Genomic DNA, 16141 nt, shown 5'->3' with positions numbered 1-16141 from the left:
TCAAAGCACAAAACTTACATGCAAAAACTATTCATCTTGATATTCAAGCAAAGCATCAGTATCAATCGTTTTAATCTCAAACGTTTTTCTTGTTGAAACACAAAAATTATGCTTAATCATAAGATTTGCAAGCTTCACACCATCAACCAAAATAATATGATGATTGTCAGCATAATCCTTAGCTTTCGGCGAAAACCTAGACGTTGTAACAAAAAGACCATGCCCTTGCTTACCAGCAATTGCACCAACAAAACTCTGAATATCAGGCTGACCAACAACTTTATCTAAAGCCCATTTCTTAGCCTGTATATAAATCAGCGAGAACCCAAGCTGATCCTCCATTATTACACCATCAATTCCATCATCACCAGAAGCAACAGTAGCATGGCTACCATAAGCAATAGCCCCATAACCCATACTGGAAAGAAGATCAACAACAAGTTTTTCAAAAGTATACGGAGAAATCTTCAATACTTCATTCAACAAATCAGAAGCAAGAGTCGCGTTAATCTGCTTATATGCTGATTCAAGTTGATCATCTGGAGTTAAATCATCCTTATTCAAATTAACAGACAAAGAGCTATCAGTATTTTCAGAATGATAAAACTCTACAAATGAAGAAAATTGCTCTAAATATTTTGAATCAATAACTTCTGGATTTTCTTCAACAACTTTCTTTCCAGCATCTGTAATAACAATACTCGCACGTGCTGGGCTGTCAACGAGTCCAGCTTTCTTAAGATAAGTTTTTGCCCAACCAACCCTATTTTTAAAAACACTTTGATTACCACTTGGAAGTTTTTCTTTTAAGTCTTCCTCTGAAAGATTCAACTTATGAGCTAAAGTTGCAATAACTTCTTTGAATGCATGAACTTCACCATCATTTATTACAAACAACAAAGGCTTCATTAGTTCATTGTATTTCGGTAACACCATTGTTAATCTCCCCTTTAAGTCACTTTCAAACGCGAATACAAACTCAATCTAAACTAAACCTAAACTCAATTCTCATTATAAACTGAGCTATGCAATTTCAAGCTCAATCAAAGTGCAGTAAAACAACACTCTCCACGTGGATTGAGAGAATGGGTAGTATAGCTACACTTTTTTGAGTGCCAAGCCACTAATATAATTGTAATCTTGATAATATTATGATACTTTTTTGATAAAAGGAGGTTGATACTATGATTAATATTCGTCCAGTTTCCGATTTAAGAAATAAATTCCCAGAAGTAGAAGAAACAGTTATAAATTCAAATACACCAGTATTCCTTACAAAAAATGGTTATGGGACTATGGTTCTCATGAGCATCAAACAATACTCTGCCCTCACTGACGACATTGAAAGAAAACTCGACGAAGCAGATACTTTTGCCGCAAACACTTCTACACGTCTTTCTAAAGACGACGTCTTTGATAGCGCAAGGAGAAGGATTAATGAGCAAGAACACGTATAAATTAACCTTTCTACCACTATTCAAAGAAGATTTATTAAAAACAGTTGACTATATAACCAATACACTGCAAAATACAAAAGCTGCTCACAGACTTGTTGACGATATAGAATCAGCAATCGATAAACGACTTGAATCACCCCTCTTATTTGCTCCTTACCAATCATCAACAACACGAGAACACCCCTACTACAGGATTAGCGTACGCAACTTTTCTGTTTTTTACGTTGTCGTAGGCGACACTATGGAAGTGCGCAGACTTCTATATTCAAAACGAAATATTGACGCACTACTGGAATAACTATTCCTAATAACTATCATTATTATGCTAACGATTATTAAAAAAGCTATAGTTAAAAGGTTTAAGATTGGCTTAATAGCTTGATTTTTGAACATAAGAATAGACTAAAGAAAATTCAATAGTCTGGATTTTATAACATCCCCACATGAAATTGAGTGGTCTAGTTTCATCACGTGTTGGATACAACGAAAACTTACCCTTAAACTATGAAGCTATTTCTTTGAACTCTGAAAATTTAACCTTGAATTCTGAAACCTTTTTGGGCATCAAAAAAGACGGTATTACTACCGCCTTAATCATTTACACATAACGCTTTTAGATTTAGATTTCTATTTCATAGAAACTTAATCCTTGCTAAGCTCTACAAACTGGGATTTGGATTTTACTTAAAATTGTATTATTTTATTAGCGATATCTTCTACAAATCGCTTATCGTGTTCCACAAATATGAGTGTAGGCTTTGCTTCTTTTATAATTTCCTCAATCTGTATTCTTGATATTACATCTATATAATTCAGTGGCTCGTCCCAAACAAATAAATGAGCTGGCTTTGAGAAACTTACAGCAATTAAAACTTTCTTTTTTTGTCCATCACTATAATTCTTCATATCCATTTCAAATAATTCTCTTGAAAAATCTAATTTTCTTAGAATTGTTTTACACAATGTTTCATCAACATCTTGCTTGTGAATATATTCATTTAGGCTACCTGTTAAATTAGATGTGTCTTGAGGAATATACGAGATTTTTAAATTACCTGCTAATTTTATCTCACCTGTATACTCGTGATTTATACCTAATAAAATTTTAATCAAGGTTGATTTTCCGCTACCATTACCCCCATATATAGCCACTATATCGCCTTGTTTTATCTCGAAACTTACATTGCTTAATATCTGTCTCTCTCCATAGTATGCTGATAAATTGCTAACCGATATTAGAGGATTTTTATGATGATGTAGCGGATGCAGTAATAGGCTTTCCTTTGTTTCAATATCTTTTAGTAAACTTTGTTTTTCTTCTATTGCCTTGTTTTGTCTATTCTCCAAATTCTTAGATTTTTTCATCATCTTGGCTGATTGATGACCTATATGTCCTTTGTCTGGTTTTACACCTGATACTTTCACACCATTTTTAGTATTTTCAATTTTATCAGACCAAATTTGACTTTGTCTTGCAGCCTCTTTTAATCGTTTAATATCTTTTCTTAATCTCTCATTTTGACTAATTTCAAATTGGTCTTTCATCACTTTGTTTTCATACCATGATGTAAAATTTCCCGATTGTACATCAATAGAATTCCTGTTAATAGAAATAACATGATTGATACAACCATCTAAAAAATCTCTATCATGAGATATAAGCAAAAATCCTTTTTTACTTTTCAGATATTCACTTACAATTTTTCTTCCGTCCATATCTAAATGGTTTGTTGGTTCATCAATAAGTAAAAAGCCATCTTCTCTTGTAAACAAAATAGCTAAAAGGAGTTTTGTTTGTTCTCCTTTAGAAAGTGTTTCAAACTCTCTGTAAACAAGGTTCTCATCTACATTTAGCAAATTAAGTTCTCTAAACAACTTCCATTCTTCATCATCTGATATTAGTTCTTTATATAACTCAATTCCTAACTTTGAAGTATCGCTTATATTTGGTGGAAATTTAATAAATTCAACATCCTTGCTTATTTTACCTTGATAAGTTTCTTGATTTAAAAGTAACTTAAATAGAGTTGATTTACCAATTCCATTTCTTCCTATCAAACCCGTTTTCCAGTTTGTATCAAAGGAAAACGATACATTTTTAAATATGGGTTTTACATATCCATAATATGAGAAAGTGAGGTTTTCAATTTTAATTACTGACATAAAACGCCTCCCTAAATTATCATTTACCAGCTGGGTGCAAAGTGTGTGCACTTTTTAATGTTAACATCCTGTGCACTCGACCCCAGAGCGTAGACATGTTCCCTCAAACAGCCAAACTGCGCTCAAAAACCGCAAGAACCCAGATTAGAACAGGCACGCATTAAACCTTTTAACGATAGCCCTCGCTAACCCCTGCTACACAAGGGCAAAAATGCACCCACCTAATCAGCCTTTGACATCAATACGACAGTCTCGACGTGGATTGAGAGAACGGGTAGCATGTCTACACTTTTTTGAGTGCACACTATGGATATTGGGTGCACTTTTTAACGATAGGAAAATATCGCAAAAGGTTTAATTGCCATTTATAACTTTCTCAATATCTCTTTTTCCATAAAGCACACGAGAAACCATAACCTCATGCTTTTCTTCCCCTAAATCCTCTTTTTCACATGCAACTGAATATGATTCGAAACACATGTCATAATCAGCATCATCGAATGGTTTGCCTAATTTCATTGTTTCCACAGCTCTTTTATGAGCATTGTAGTCTTTTCTAAAATTTTCGCTTTTTAATAGACTTTTCTGTATATATAATTGGAAAAATGCAAAGTGTTATCTCCGCCATATATTCTTTATCCATCAAAGGCGCAGAAAGTACTTGTATTTGTGAAAAGTCACTATTTATTAATTCTTCTTCCGTAAGCCGAAAATGTGCAGCAATCTTACTTCTTATTTCTGATTTTGTGTTTCGTTCTCCTTTTCATAGTTTGCGATTGCATTTGGAGAATCTAAGCCTAATGCTAATGCCAACTATAATTGAGTTTCTCCATATGCAGTGCGGAGGCTTTTAATATTTCTTCCAAGATTATTGTTTACCACATCGCCACCTCCTATTATTTTCTATAACCAGTACACATTATATCTTCACCTGTTATTTCACAGCCTACTTCATCAACGAATTGGTCTAGAGCATTATTAATGAATTCATGTAGCAACCAGTTCTGTTTTGATTTCATATATTTACTAAACAACTTAGGGTTATATCGCACCAACTCACTTAACCAGTGAAATACTCCAAAAATCAAAACTGTCGATGGCATATTTACCAAGTTTTCATTTCCCATAACATCTTTTTTTATATACCATAATTTTGACTCTCCGAATATATAAAATAGATATCCCCTAATTTTTTCATGATACCTAATCAATGCTTTCTTACGCTCTTTTATCGGTTTATGTATATCCCAATTAAATCTCTTTTTCATCCTTATGACGTATCTATCCAGCACTCCAATATCTCTTTCAAATTTTGTAGGAAGATTTTTTAGTGCTTTGGCATTAGCATATCTTCCAGATACTTCAAATTTAATCCACGCCTCTTTTGAATTGTCTTTTTTCACGAACACTGGCTTACCGATAGGAACAAATATTTCTGGCTTAGAAAATGTAATACAATACGCTCTATGCACACAAGGTATATTGTACAGCAATTCTGCCATCGTATAATTCCTTGTGACAATATTATGGCCATAGTATTTAGAAAGTTCCGGCAAAACACCAGCGCCCTTTATTGCAGTACATGCATCTTTTATGTTTGTCTTATTTGAATCGTCTCGAACTGAAGATATTCCATGGCTTTTTAATTTACTATCGTCAACACCTTTATAGCGTAAAAGAGCTTTTGCCGCATTCAGAATGCAATAATACGAAGTCAACGGTCGTGCATTATCTGGAAGTTTTTTCGAAGCTAAGTAAAAACTATGTGCTTGTTCCCAATAAAACAGGGCATCACTCGCCCCAGCTATCGATTGACGCTTTAAAAACAACGCCACATATTCCCAACACGAATCCGTCAATATAGTTCTACTACCATACTTTGGCTTATTTACAGATTTCATCAGTTCGCAAGATTTACTATTAATACAGATATCTTTGAACATTTTACCCTCACTTTCTATTATCCAATCCACTGCCTACTACCCCTTCGAGTATCGAGTGGGCTGAACTGCGGTCGGCTCTGACAACAATCCTAGTGCCTCAACCTCCGACATCTAATCCACAGACTAAACCCTACCGCATTTTTCACCATCTCAATTCCAGTTTGGCAGGCTGTCTAGTAGATAAGTTTTCATACAAGAAAACCGGACTTCTCGCAAGGCTCCCGTGACGGTGCTAATCTCGCAAAAAGCACGGAAATACGCCACTTTGGGGTACTTATTTATCTTTCTTAGACATCAACACAACGCTCTCCACGTGGATTGAGAGAACTCCAAGTATAGCTACACTTTTTTGAGTGCACACTATGGATATTGGGTGCACTTTTTAACGATAGGAAAAGCTATCGTTAAAAGGTTTAAGATTGGCTTAATAGCTTGATTTTTGAGCATAAAAAACAAAAAACAGCCTAGAGATGATTCCCCCTAGGCTGAGTTTTGTAACATTTCAAACGCTCACAGTCTTTTGGCTTTTACGATGCCCTTTCAATATCCACACTAATCTCTGATTTAAAAGTTATACTGAACCTGTCCTCGTAAACTTTTATTTTCTTGATGTACTTTCTTACCAGCTTCTCGTCATACTCACTAATATCATGACACTCACTTTTCAGAAAATCTTCCATTTCTCTGATTCGTCTTTTAGCATCTTCTTGACCTGCTTTTTCTATAAGAAGCTGCTGTTTCTTAACTTTAAGCTCATCAATCTCGTTGGCAGTTTTCGTGTAGTCTTTTTTAGCTTTAAGCAAGGTTAATAGTATCGCTTGTTTATCTGCAATTCTTTTATCAACCGTTTCAATCTCGTTTAAGTTATTGCCCGCGATAATTTCTCTAATATTATTCTTCAACGTATACAACACTTCATCCGATATACTAAACACCTTGTTTATGGCTTTCACTATGGCAGACTGCAGATCTTCCTCTTTTACTGTCGGAGCATCACAAGCACTAGGACCATTTTCCCATCTGGTACAACAACGCCAAACAACAGAATGCACTCCTCGGTTGTTCCAAGCAATTCTTCTGTAAACATCACCACATTTAGAACAAACACATAAGCTGGATAAAGCGTACTTACTGGAATAAACTCTCCTTTTTTTGTTCTCCTCACCACTAAACATGTTGGCTCGTCTTACCATTTCTTCTTGAACTTTAAAGAAAATATCTCTTGGAATAATAGACGCGTGGCTATCTTTTACATAATACTGTGGTTCTGTTTCATCATTTTTTATACGAACATGGTTAATAAAATCTATCGTCTTTTTAGTTTAAGAAATTATAAAAAGCAAAGTACGCTTGACAAAAAAAGCAAAGCGAGCTATACATTATATGTAAAGTTAGCTTGCTGTTGGAGGAGGAAAATGAAAAATGCAATTTCTCAATTAAGAAAACAGCATAAAATAACTCAAGAAGAATTGGCAAATGAAGTTGGAGTAACAAGACAGACCATAACTTCCATTGAAACTGGGAAGTATATAGCGTCACTGCCGTTGGCTTTTAAAATTGCTAAGTTTTTTGATATGAGTATTGAAGAAATATTTAGTATAGAAGAGGATGATTAATATGAACAAATTAGAAAAATATAAAAAAGAAATAGGATTTAGAATTAGTATTTTAGTCTTATTATGTATGGTTGCCTTACTCGCAGTTATTATTGGAAATTTTTACTTAAAATATAAATTTCCATTAAAAGAAGATGTGACATATTATGTAGCAGTATTTTTTATTGGACTTGAACTTGTATCTGTATTCTACATGTCAATGCTTGGTAGAGCATATAGAAATAGAGATATATTGGAGAAGATGCATACTAAAGAAACAGATGAAAGAATGATATTAATAAGGATGAAGTCAGGATCAAATATAATACCTATATTTTCAATGGTTATTGTAACAGTTTCTTTAATTGTAGCATATGTAAGTTATGAAGCCTTTTTAGCGTTAATAATAGTTGCATTTGTACAAATAATATTTTCTAAATTATTAAAAGTATATTGGTCAAAAAAGATTTGAAAATATCATAGTAAAGGTATTAGACGATAGACAGTTAAAACTCTATCGTCTTTTTTTATACTCAAAATTAGGAGGTAAAAATGGATTGAGAGAACTCCAAGTATAGCTACACTTTTTTGAGTGCACACTATTGATAGTGGGTGCACTTTTTAACGATAGGAAAAGGCTATCGTTAAAAGGTTTACGTTTGCTTAATAGCTTGAGTTTAGCATAAAAACAGCCTAGAGATGATTCCCCTAGGCTGACTTTTGTAACATTTCAAACGCTCACATTCTTTTTGGCTTTTACGATGCCCTTTCAATATCCACACTAATCTCTGATTTAAAAGTTACGCTGAACTTATCCTCGTAAACTTTTATTTTCTTGATGTACTTTCTTACCAGCTTCTCATCATACTCAGTAAGCTCGTGACGCTCACTTTTCAGAAAATCTTCCATTTCTCTGATTCGTCTTTTAGCATCTTCTTGACCTGCTTTTTCTATAAGAAGCTGCTGTTTCTTACCTTTAAGCTCATCAATATCATCAGCTATTTTCGTGTAGTCTTTTTTAGCTTTAAGCAAGGTTAGTAGTGTCGCTTGTTTGTCTGCAATTCTTTTATCAACCGTTTCAATCTCGTTTAAGTTATTGCCCGCGATAATTTCTCTAATATTATTCTTCAACGTATCCAATACTTCATCCAATATACTAAACACCTTGTTTATGGCTTTCACTGTGGCAGATTGCAGTTCGTTCTCTTGTACTGTCGGAGCATCGCAAGCACTAGGACCGTTTTCCACTCTGGTACAACAACGCCAGACAACAGAATGCACTCCTCGGTTGTTCCAAGCAATTCTTCTGTAAACATCCCCGCATTTAGCACAAACACATAGGCTGGATAGAGCGTACTTACTGGAATAAACTCTCCTTTTTTTGTTCTCCTCACCGCTAAACATGTTGGCTCGTCTTAACATTTCTTCTTGAACTTTAAAGAAAATATCTCTTGGAATAATAGGCGTGTGGCTATCTTTTACATAATACTGTGGTTCTGTTCCATCATTTTTTATACGAACATGGTTAATAAAATCTGTCGTGATGGTTTTTTGTAAAAGAGCATCACCAATATATTTTTCGTTTTGCAAGATGGTTTTAATATTAGACAAGTGCCATTTTAAATGCCCGGCACCGTTTTTAACACCGTCTTTTTCAAGACCCTCCGCTATATCTCTAAGGCTTGCTCCTTCTAAATATTCTCTATAAATCCTTCTTACGACTTTTGCTTCCTGTTCAAGAATTACAAGATTCCCCTCATCGTCTTTTGTGTATCCTAAAAACCAGTTATGGTTGATTTGCACTTTGCCTTCCTGGTAGCGAAACTTAAGTCCAAGCTTCACATTCTGAGAAAGCGACGCGGATTCCTGTTGAGCTAAAGAAGCCATGATAGTAAGCAATAGTTCTCCGCTTGCTTCCATGGTGTTGATGTTTTCTTTTTCAAAAATGATCGGGATGTTTTTGTCTTTCAACTGCCTAACAAATTTTAAACAGTCGATAGTGTTTCTCGCAAAACGGCTAATCGACTTAGTGATAACCATGTCTACTTTGCCACTCATGCAATCGTGGATCATGTCGTTGAAACCGACACGTTTTTTCGTGCTAGTTCCTGAAATACCGTCATCAGCGTAAATGCCAGCAAACTCCCAGAGAGGATTTCTTGAAATATAATCCGTATAATGCTGAACTTGCGTGTCATAACTTGTTGCCTGTTCTTCACTGTCAGTACTAACACGACAATACGCTACTACTCTTAACCTCGGCTTATCTTCATGCTTATCTACCGTATTCGAGAGTGTACAATATTTTGTGTAAACACAAAAAAGAGTATAAAAAAAGAAGCCACTAGTTGTATAATTAATCTACCAAAACAAATTAACAAAGGAGTGACTTCTAAATGGATTTTAACACAGAATTGACAAAAAGACTATTACAAGGTGACAATATTAATCACTTATTAAAAGAAGCGATTGAAAATGGGATTAATCAATTACTTCAAGTTGAATTAACAGAGCATTTAAACTACCCTAAACATTCTGTAGAGGGATATAACACCGGAAATTCAAGAAATGGTGGCTATAATCGTAAAATTTATTCAGAATATGGTATTTTAAATATCCATATTCCACGAGATCGTAACGGAGAATTCGAGCAAAAAATTATTAAAGCTTATAAAAGAAATTCCGAAAAATTAGAAGAGGTTATTATTAAACTTTATTCTAAAGGCTTTACTAACCGTGAAATTGCAGAGTGTATCGAAGATATTTACGGTCATCACTATAGCCCTACTACCGTAACAAATATTACAAAACAAGTTGAAGACTCTGTTAAAGAATTTCATCAAAGAAAAGTTCAATCTCGTTATGCAGTGATTTATGCTGATGCAACGTATGTTCATTTAAGAAGAGCTACTGTTCAAAAGGAAGCTGTTCACTTTTTAGTAGGAATTACTCCAGAAGGCAGTAAAGAAATTCTTGATTATGCAATCTATCCTACTGAATCTGCTGAACACTATAAAGAAATGTTGGAATCATTGAAACAAAGAGGATTACAAGAAGTTTTACTATTTATTACAGATGGACTTAGTGGGGTTAAGACTGCTCTTTTAAGCGTGTTTCCTAACGCAAAATATCAAACTTGTTGGGTTCATTTAATCCGACAATTACAAAAGAAGGTAAGAGTTGAAGATAAAAGAGAATTAGTAGATTCACTTAAGAAAGTTTATCAATCAAACAATAAAGAAGATGCAGAGAAAAAATTAAACGAATTTCTAGAAAACATACACAAACGTTATCCTAAAGTCTGTGCAAGTATTGATTCAGTTTATGACGATTTATTAGTCTTTTTTGACTTCCCTAAACAAATTCGTCAAAGTATTTATACGACTAATTTAATTGAAAGTCTCAATAAGCAACTAAAAAAACGATTAAAAGCAAAGGAACAGTTTCCAGCAGAGGATAGTTTAAATCGTTATCTAGGAGTATTTTGTATTGAACAAAATGAATTATCTAAAGAAAGAATTCATAGAGGATTTGGATTAGCGTCTTATGACCTGCACGAAAAATTCGAAATCCAATAATATTTGCTTTTCGTAGAAAAGCAAATATTATTGGATTGATAGCTTGATTGACAACTAGTGGAGTTTACACAAAATTCTTGACACTGCCGAATTTTTCTTACCTGCTAATAACTTGGTAAAAAGCACCCGACGATTACAGATAGAGAAATACATGGATAGCTTTACAGACAAAGAACTATCCTTAATGGAATCTTTAGCCAGCGGTATCAACGAAGCAAGAAACATCGAAGACTAATTAAAAGAATCCATACATAACGGAAAGAGCCGATAAAATGAGATTGTATTAATCTCATTTTATCGGCTCTGCGTCTTTGCGTCTGGCTCTGTAATCACAGTTACTTTGAACTGCTTTATTTCAATTAAATTTTCTTGTCTGCATTTCGGACAATAGAGGGGGAATTTTTTTAATTCAGTATCTTCCCTTATCTTTAATCGTGTTTTATTTCCACATACAGGACACAATATCCACTTGTAGTTTATAATAACTATCTCCTCCTTTACACTTTAATTCAAATCTTTATTAAAAAATATTTCATCTTATTTAACAAGAAACCATATTTATATAACAACATAAAATACACTAAGTTATTTTATTGAACATATATCGTACTTTATCTATCCGACTATTTGGACGACGGGGCTGGCAAACAGGTTCACCGGTAGTAACATGGTACCCTTTTAACTCTGTTAAACAAACACTACGTCCATTTGTAAAGAAAGTTAAATCACTACGATATTCTTGAATACACCGAGCAGGGATTTCTCCACTAAGAATGACCTCATTATTTTTCAATTGAGTGTCTACGATGTTCGCACAATATTTAGGAGCATCGTTGTATGCTCGTGAAAGATATTCCTGTGGCGCATAAATTTTAAAACTAAGATATGGCTCTAACAATTCTGTTCCAGCTTTTTTTAAGACTTGTTCCAATACAATAGGAGCAAGCATCCGAAAATCTGCTGGGGTACTAACAGGGCTATAGTATAAGCCATACTTAAAACAGATTTTACAGTCCGTCACATTCCAACCATATAATCCTTGTTCGCAACCATAGCGTATCCCTTCCATAACTGCATTTTGAAATGATTGATTTAAGTATCCAAGAGAAACCGAGCTCTCATACTGCATTCCACTTCCCAACGGAAGCGGTGATACAGATAAACCAATGGAAGCCCAGAAAGGATTTGGCGGCACTTCGATGTGAATGGTATATTCTGCATTTTTTAACGGTCTCTCCATATAAATGACTGTAGGCTCTTTTAGTTCTATCTCCACATGATACTTTTCTTGCAACAGTGCACTAATCACTTCCATTTGTACTTTCCCTAAGAAAGAAAGTATAATTTCATGTGTCGTAGAATCCACGTAATATCGTAGAAGCGGATCACTATCTGAGATTTCCAAAAGGGCATCAAGCAACATTTCTCTCTGTTCAGGTTTACTCGGTTCAACAGTTGTTTGTAGTAGAGGGTGCGGATTTTCAATCTTTTTTCTCTGTGGCAATAGTTTTGTATCTCCAAGAACACTATTTAACTTCAAAAACTCATTTTGCAAAATAACAATTTCTCCAGAATAAGCTCTATCAATCTTACATAATTCACCATTTATTGAAGTATACATTTCTGTAACTTTTATTTTTTCTTTTTCTGATACTCTAACCGAATCTCGTAAATGTAGTACTCCACTATAAAGGCGTATATATGCAAGACGTTGTCTTTTTTTTGTATATTCAATTTTGAAAACATTTCCGCAAAGTTCAGACGGACCTCGATGTGTTGATGAATAAAATTTATTCGTAATCACTTCTATAAGGTTATCAATCCCTATATTACTTTTTGCACTTCCATGATAAAGAGGGAACAGAGAACAATTCTGAAATCTTATGCTTTCCTCTTGTTCGAGTTCCAATGCTTCTAATGATTTACCGGACATATATTTCTCTAAAAGGTCATCGTTTCCCTCTATTACCGTATCCCATTGTTCAGATTCGGTAAAGTTCGTCACACACATATTAGGATACAGTTCTACCTTCTGTTTGATTACAATTTCGGCAGAAAGTTTCTCTTTAATATCCTGATAAACCGTTGATAAATCAATTCCATTTTGGTCAATCTTATTGATAAAAAAGATTGTGGGAATCCCCATTTTCCTAAGTGCATGAAATAATATACGAGTTTGTGCTTGTACGCCATCTTTTGCAGAAATCAGTAGAATTGCCCCATCTAAAACTGATAATGAACGATATACTTCTGCTAAGAAATCCATATGTCCTGGCGTGTCTATGATGTTCACCTTCGTATTTTCCCACTGAAAAGAGGTTATTCCTGTCTGAATTGTAATTCCTCTCTGACGTTCTAAAAGCGTATTATCCGTCCTCGTTGTACCTTTGTCCACGCTTCCTAATTCTGTAATCGCTCCACTGTTATATAATAAGCTTTCTGTTAAGGTAGTTTTTCCTGCATCAACATGAGCTAAAACTCCAATATTAATAATTTTCATGTGATTTTCCTCCATTCAAAAACCCAAAAGGGCATAAAAATCCCAGTGATAAATACTTTTATCACTGGGATTTTTATGCATAACCATAGGTATACAAAGCATACAGATATTCTCTGGATACTTTAGAATCACATGATAAAGGTATTCTTAAACTGGGTACAAAAAACTAAGCCCTCCTAAAAAAGGACATCCAATTATTTGTTCCCACTATCAAATTGACAGTTTATTTAAGAATACCTTGCCGCATATTTATTAACTCCTTTTAAATAGATACTTAAATAATAGCACGTAAGAGCATATTTGTAAAGGAATCTCCAATTTTTTATCAAAGAGAGTACGTGATTACAAAATAGCTGTAATAATGTACCAATATTTGTTATTCTATAATCTTCCAATTACTCCCGTTCTTTTCAAGTACCAAATCAAATTGAGATACCTGCGTTGCTTTGGTCTGCTGGTCGATATACTCCACTGTCAGCGATACCGTGACTTGATTATCCTTACGATTGTGAATAGGATTTACCAGTTCTTGAAAGATGTACTCTTTTCCGATTGGTTTTAATATCCCGTCATTCACATAGTAGGAAAGTTCACTGGCTGTCGCTGTAGGATAGAGCTTGAAGAACGTCGTTAAAAACTCATTGATTTCATTGGTTGTAATGGAATCAACCGTCCCCTCACTTTCAATGGCTTTTGGTTTATAACTTGATTTCTTAGGTATGTTGGTAATGGTCGGATTCTTAACCAGTACCATATTTCCAGAACCATCTACATAGACACTCACTATATAAGCAGAGTGGACGGTCTTTGTATTTTCTCCCTCTGTAATGAGCTGGTCTACACTGTAGGTTACATTAAACTCATTGTCGCCAGTTGCCTGGAGTCAACACTATGGATAAAAAGTTCATTTTTTCGTTTTCGCGAACATATCATTGACTTTTTTTAATGTTTTCCTCGTATTGGTAAACATATCATAGGTTTTTTATACTAGTACGTATTTGGAAACATATCTAGTTTTATATTTTTGATATATAATGCACATTATATAATGTAGAATTTACTCATTTACAATATCCTTTTATTTTATCTGCATATTTGCTTAAAAGCTCTTTTGAATATACTTTACTTTGGTTAGATTCTCTCACTTCGTTCCAAAGAATTGCAGCAACTTTCATCTTATTAGAAAATTTATCACTACGTTCATCTAAGTTAAAATCTTTTACAAACTGGTTCCATTGGTTAGTAGTATTATCATATTTTGCGTAATCAGAGTCTCCATTATATACATCAAGCATATTTTTAATTGTAAAATTTTTGTCGTTCTTTCTTTTTACTTTTCGCCAAGCTTCTGCCATATTCGCATTAAATTTAAATGGCTTAATTCCAGTTTGCTCTGAAAAATAGTCTCTAAATTTTTGATTGAATGAAAATCCACATTCTAGTAATGGAGTATTTAATGTTATATTATCAGTTATCTTTTTATTTTTATTCCTTGAAGATTTTTTTATTTTATTTCCCTTAAAATATTCTTCTATAATATAATTCAGTTCCTTTTTTGTTCCTCTATATTCTAATCCAAGAGACTTACAAACTTTTGATAACTCCTCTCGATACCAATAATATTTGTTGAATTCTTCAAATGATTTTATATCTTTAAATTCAGGTCTACTTTCTAACATACACTTTCCCTCAATTCTCTTTTTTTCTATTCGTTTGTCATCAATACTAGAGCCTCCGCCGCAGCTTTCACATTAAACGAGTAAACACTAGGTATGTCTTATCGACATGTTCGTATGCAGAAACATATCCATGAACCTTTTAACAATTATCTCTGCCTATCGTTAAAAGGTTTCAAGCAAATAAACTTAGAGTTCTCACACTCCTAGATATTTAATATATATTTGACACGGATTCCACTCATCCCATAAAGTTGGAAAACATTCCAATTCTTTATATCCCATCGCGATATAAAAATGATTTGTAATATCATATTCTTTGTAGTGTCCCATCTGAACAGTTTTTACCTGTGAGTATGTGTAACCCATCTTCCTTGCCATAGCTTCGTATGCTTTGTTAAGTACCGAGCCAACTCCCATTCTATGGAATTTCTTTTTTATACCCATCACAAAAATCTCTGCACAATCCTTGCTGGTTGCGTTTAACACAATAAACCCAACAAGTTTATCATTAATATAACAAGCAAGAAAAGGCTTTTCCTGTGAATCTTGAATATATTCTTCTGTACTTTCTGGCATTCCAAACCATTCTTGAAGATCATACAATACTTCTCTCGATACAGATTCCTTTTCTAGTTTATTCTCAATTTCTTTTACTTTTATATTCAATCCAGTCCTCCACAAACTCTAATTTATTCTTGTCATCAATACTAGAGCCTCCGCCGTCGAATCTTTCCAATCGAAGCTTCCTATTCGGTCGCTTCTCTTGGAGATTCTTGACATGAGACCTACCTCTGCTTCGCATCGATTAGCTTTGCTAATCGCGCGATAGCAGGGTTAGAGCTTCAACGTTGATTGACATTCCCCACTTCACCAGCTGGGTGCAAAGTGGGTGCACTTTTTAACGTTAACATCCTGTGCACTCGACCCTAAAGCGTCGACATGTTCCCTCATACAGCAAAATCACGCTCAAAAACCGCGAGAACCCAGCTTAAAGCCGCTTCGCATTAAACCTTTTAACGATAGCCCTCGCTAACCCCTGCTACACAAGGGCAAACTTGCACCCACCTAATCAGCCTTTGACATCAATACAACACTCTCGACGTGGATTGAGTGAACGGGTAGTATATCTACACTTTTTTGAGTGCACACTATGGATATTGGGTGCACTTTTTAACGATAGGAAAAGCTATCGTTAAAAAGTTTAAGATTGGCTTGATAGCGCGTTA

17 protein-coding genes and 1 pseudogene are annotated in these 16141 nt (G+C 34.4%); 6 read left to right on the top strand and 12 right to left on the bottom strand.

Annotated elements, in window-relative coordinates:
- Positions 1-27: 27 nt before the first annotated feature.
- The gene (locus ACPFYS_RS05835; RefSeq protein WP_427876577.1) at positions 28-936 is read right to left on the bottom strand and encodes a restriction endonuclease; all 909 of its coding nucleotides are present in this window, start codon (positions 934-936) and stop codon (positions 28-30) included.
- A gap of 248 nt (positions 937-1184) precedes the next feature.
- Here ACPFYS_RS05835 and ACPFYS_RS05830 point away from each other — a divergent pair, with 248 nt between their 5' ends.
- Positions 1185-1457 (top strand): type II toxin-antitoxin system Phd/YefM family antitoxin, encoded by a 273-nt coding sequence (locus tag ACPFYS_RS05830; protein ID WP_016637256.1) that lies wholly within the window; start codon positions 1185-1187, stop codon positions 1455-1457.
- On the top strand, positions 1438-1755 hold the full coding sequence (locus ACPFYS_RS05825) for a type II toxin-antitoxin system RelE/ParE family toxin (RefSeq protein ID WP_427876574.1): 318 nt from the start codon (positions 1438-1440) through the stop codon (positions 1753-1755). The genes ACPFYS_RS05830 and ACPFYS_RS05825 overlap by 20 nt, the downstream gene beginning before the upstream one ends.
- A gap of 386 nt (positions 1756-2141) precedes the next feature.
- On the opposite strand, the gene ACPFYS_RS05820 is transcribed toward ACPFYS_RS05825, so the two are convergent.
- The 4 genes from ACPFYS_RS05820 to ACPFYS_RS05805 all read right to left on the bottom strand — a co-directional run bounded on the left by ACPFYS_RS05820 (position 2142) and on the right by ACPFYS_RS05805 (position 6738).
- On the bottom strand, positions 2142-3620 hold the full coding sequence (locus ACPFYS_RS05820; protein ID WP_427876573.1) for an Lsa family ABC-F type ribosomal protection protein: 1479 nt from the start codon (positions 3618-3620) through the stop codon (positions 2142-2144).
- A 354-nt stretch (positions 3621-3974) separates the two neighbouring features.
- Positions 3975-4148 carry a hypothetical protein gene (locus ACPFYS_RS05815; RefSeq protein ID WP_427876572.1) on the bottom strand — a complete coding sequence of 58 codons (174 nt, stop codon included), beginning with the start codon at positions 4146-4148 and terminating at the stop codon, positions 3975-3977.
- 368 nt (positions 4149-4516) lie between these two features.
- Positions 4517-5593 (bottom strand): YaaC family protein, encoded by a 1077-nt coding sequence (locus tag ACPFYS_RS05810; protein ID WP_427876570.1) that lies wholly within the window; start codon positions 5591-5593, stop codon positions 4517-4519.
- 497 nt (positions 5594-6090) lie between these two features.
- A complete protein-coding gene (locus ACPFYS_RS05805; RefSeq protein ID WP_080968727.1) occupies positions 6091-6738 on the bottom strand; it encodes a zinc ribbon domain-containing protein in 648 nt (215 codons plus the stop codon).
- A 240-nt stretch (positions 6739-6978) separates the two neighbouring features.
- On the opposite strand from ACPFYS_RS05805, the gene ACPFYS_RS05800 reads away from it, so the two are divergent.
- Positions 6979-7179: a helix-turn-helix transcriptional regulator gene (locus ACPFYS_RS05800; protein ID WP_101889313.1), complete on the top strand. Its 201-nt coding sequence runs from the start codon at positions 6979-6981 to the stop codon at positions 7177-7179.
- A 1-nt stretch (position 7180) separates the two neighbouring features.
- On the top strand, positions 7181-7630 hold the full coding sequence (locus tag ACPFYS_RS05795; protein ID WP_174191324.1) for a hypothetical protein: 450 nt from the start codon (positions 7181-7183) through the stop codon (positions 7628-7630).
- Positions 7631-7914: 284 nt separating this feature from the next.
- On the opposite strand, the gene ACPFYS_RS05790 is transcribed toward ACPFYS_RS05795, so the two are convergent.
- Positions 7915-9519 carry a recombinase family protein gene (locus ACPFYS_RS05790; RefSeq protein WP_427877680.1) on the bottom strand — a complete coding sequence of 535 codons (1605 nt, stop codon included), beginning with the start codon at positions 9517-9519 and terminating at the stop codon, positions 7915-7917.
- Positions 9520-9554: 35 nt separating this feature from the next.
- On the opposite strand from ACPFYS_RS05790, the gene ACPFYS_RS05785 reads away from it, so the two are divergent.
- On the top strand, positions 9555-10736 hold the full coding sequence (locus tag ACPFYS_RS05785) for an IS256 family transposase (RefSeq protein ID WP_004126753.1): 1182 nt from the start codon (positions 9555-9557) through the stop codon (positions 10734-10736).
- A 151-nt stretch (positions 10737-10887) separates the two neighbouring features.
- A complete protein-coding gene (locus ACPFYS_RS05780; RefSeq protein WP_000376920.1) occupies positions 10888-10971 on the top strand; it encodes a hypothetical protein in 84 nt (27 codons plus the stop codon).
- A 59-nt stretch (positions 10972-11030) separates the two neighbouring features.
- On the opposite strand, the gene ACPFYS_RS05775 is transcribed toward ACPFYS_RS05780, so the two are convergent.
- The 6 genes and pseudogenes from ACPFYS_RS05775 to ACPFYS_RS05750 all read right to left on the bottom strand — a co-directional run bounded on the left by ACPFYS_RS05775 (position 11031) and on the right by ACPFYS_RS05750 (position 15581).
- The gene (locus ACPFYS_RS05775; protein WP_000336323.1) at positions 11031-11198 is read right to left on the bottom strand and encodes a cysteine-rich KTR domain-containing protein; all 168 of its coding nucleotides are present in this window, start codon (positions 11196-11198) and stop codon (positions 11031-11033) included.
- A 118-nt stretch (positions 11199-11316) separates the two neighbouring features.
- Complete coding sequence (tet(M), locus tag ACPFYS_RS05770; RefSeq protein WP_000691736.1) at positions 11317-13236, bottom strand: tetracycline resistance ribosomal protection protein Tet(M); 1920 nt, start codon at positions 13234-13236, stop codon at positions 11317-11319.
- 15 nt (positions 13237-13251) lie between these two features.
- Positions 13252-13299 (bottom strand): annotated as a pseudogene (locus ACPFYS_RS05765) (hypothetical protein); the annotation flags it as partial.
- 313 nt (positions 13300-13612) lie between these two features.
- Entirely contained in the window at positions 13613-14065 is a 453-nt protein-coding gene (locus ACPFYS_RS05760; RefSeq protein ID WP_427896805.1) for a conjugal transfer protein, read from the bottom strand.
- A gap of 232 nt (positions 14066-14297) precedes the next feature.
- Positions 14298-14915 carry an SAP domain-containing protein gene (locus ACPFYS_RS05755; protein WP_004574894.1) on the bottom strand — a complete coding sequence of 206 codons (618 nt, stop codon included), beginning with the start codon at positions 14913-14915 and terminating at the stop codon, positions 14298-14300.
- A 195-nt stretch (positions 14916-15110) separates the two neighbouring features.
- Positions 15111-15581: a GNAT family N-acetyltransferase gene (locus ACPFYS_RS05750; RefSeq protein WP_004111719.1), complete on the bottom strand. Its 471-nt coding sequence runs from the start codon at positions 15579-15581 to the stop codon at positions 15111-15113.
- Positions 15582-16141: the final 560 nt, after the last annotated feature.

The sequence above is a fragment of the Gardnerella sp. 2492 genome (assembly GCF_050320365.1).
In the GTDB taxonomy this organism is placed as follows: Bacteria; Actinomycetota; Actinomycetes; order Actinomycetales; family Bifidobacteriaceae; genus Bifidobacterium.
Note: the sequence above shows the minus strand (reverse complement) of the source record. Positions and strands in the feature narration are given on the sequence as shown.

What these genes read in the sequence shown, in the direction of transcription:
- ACPFYS_RS05835 (WP_427876577.1), bottom strand. Translation starts at nt 936, where the DNA reads ATGGTGTTACCGAAATACAATGAACTAATGAAGCCTTTGTTGTTTGTA.
- ACPFYS_RS05830 (WP_016637256.1), top strand. Translation starts at nt 1,185, where the DNA reads ATGATTAATATTCGTCCAGTTTCCGATTTAAGAAATAAATTCCCAGAA.
- ACPFYS_RS05825 (WP_427876574.1), top strand. Translation starts at nt 1,438, where the DNA reads ATGAGCAAGAACACGTATAAATTAACCTTTCTACCACTATTCAAAGAA.
- ACPFYS_RS05820 (WP_427876573.1), bottom strand. Translation starts at nt 3,620, where the DNA reads ATGTCAGTAATTAAAATTGAAAACCTCACTTTCTCATATTATGGATAT.
- ACPFYS_RS05805 (WP_080968727.1), bottom strand. Translation starts at nt 6,738, where the DNA reads ATGTTTAGTGGTGAGGAGAACAAAAAAAGGAGAGTTTATTCCAGTAAG.
- ACPFYS_RS05800 (WP_101889313.1), top strand. Translation starts at nt 6,979, where the DNA reads ATGAAAAATGCAATTTCTCAATTAAGAAAACAGCATAAAATAACTCAA.
- ACPFYS_RS05795 (WP_174191324.1), top strand. Translation starts at nt 7,181, where the DNA reads ATGAACAAATTAGAAAAATATAAAAAAGAAATAGGATTTAGAATTAGT.
- ACPFYS_RS05785 (WP_004126753.1), top strand. Translation starts at nt 9,555, where the DNA reads ATGGATTTTAACACAGAATTGACAAAAAGACTATTACAAGGTGACAAT.
- ACPFYS_RS05780 (WP_000376920.1), top strand. Translation starts at nt 10,888, where the DNA reads ATGGATAGCTTTACAGACAAAGAACTATCCTTAATGGAATCTTTAGCC.
- ACPFYS_RS05755 (WP_004574894.1), bottom strand. Translation starts at nt 14,915, where the DNA reads ATGTTAGAAAGTAGACCTGAATTTAAAGATATAAAATCATTTGAAGAA.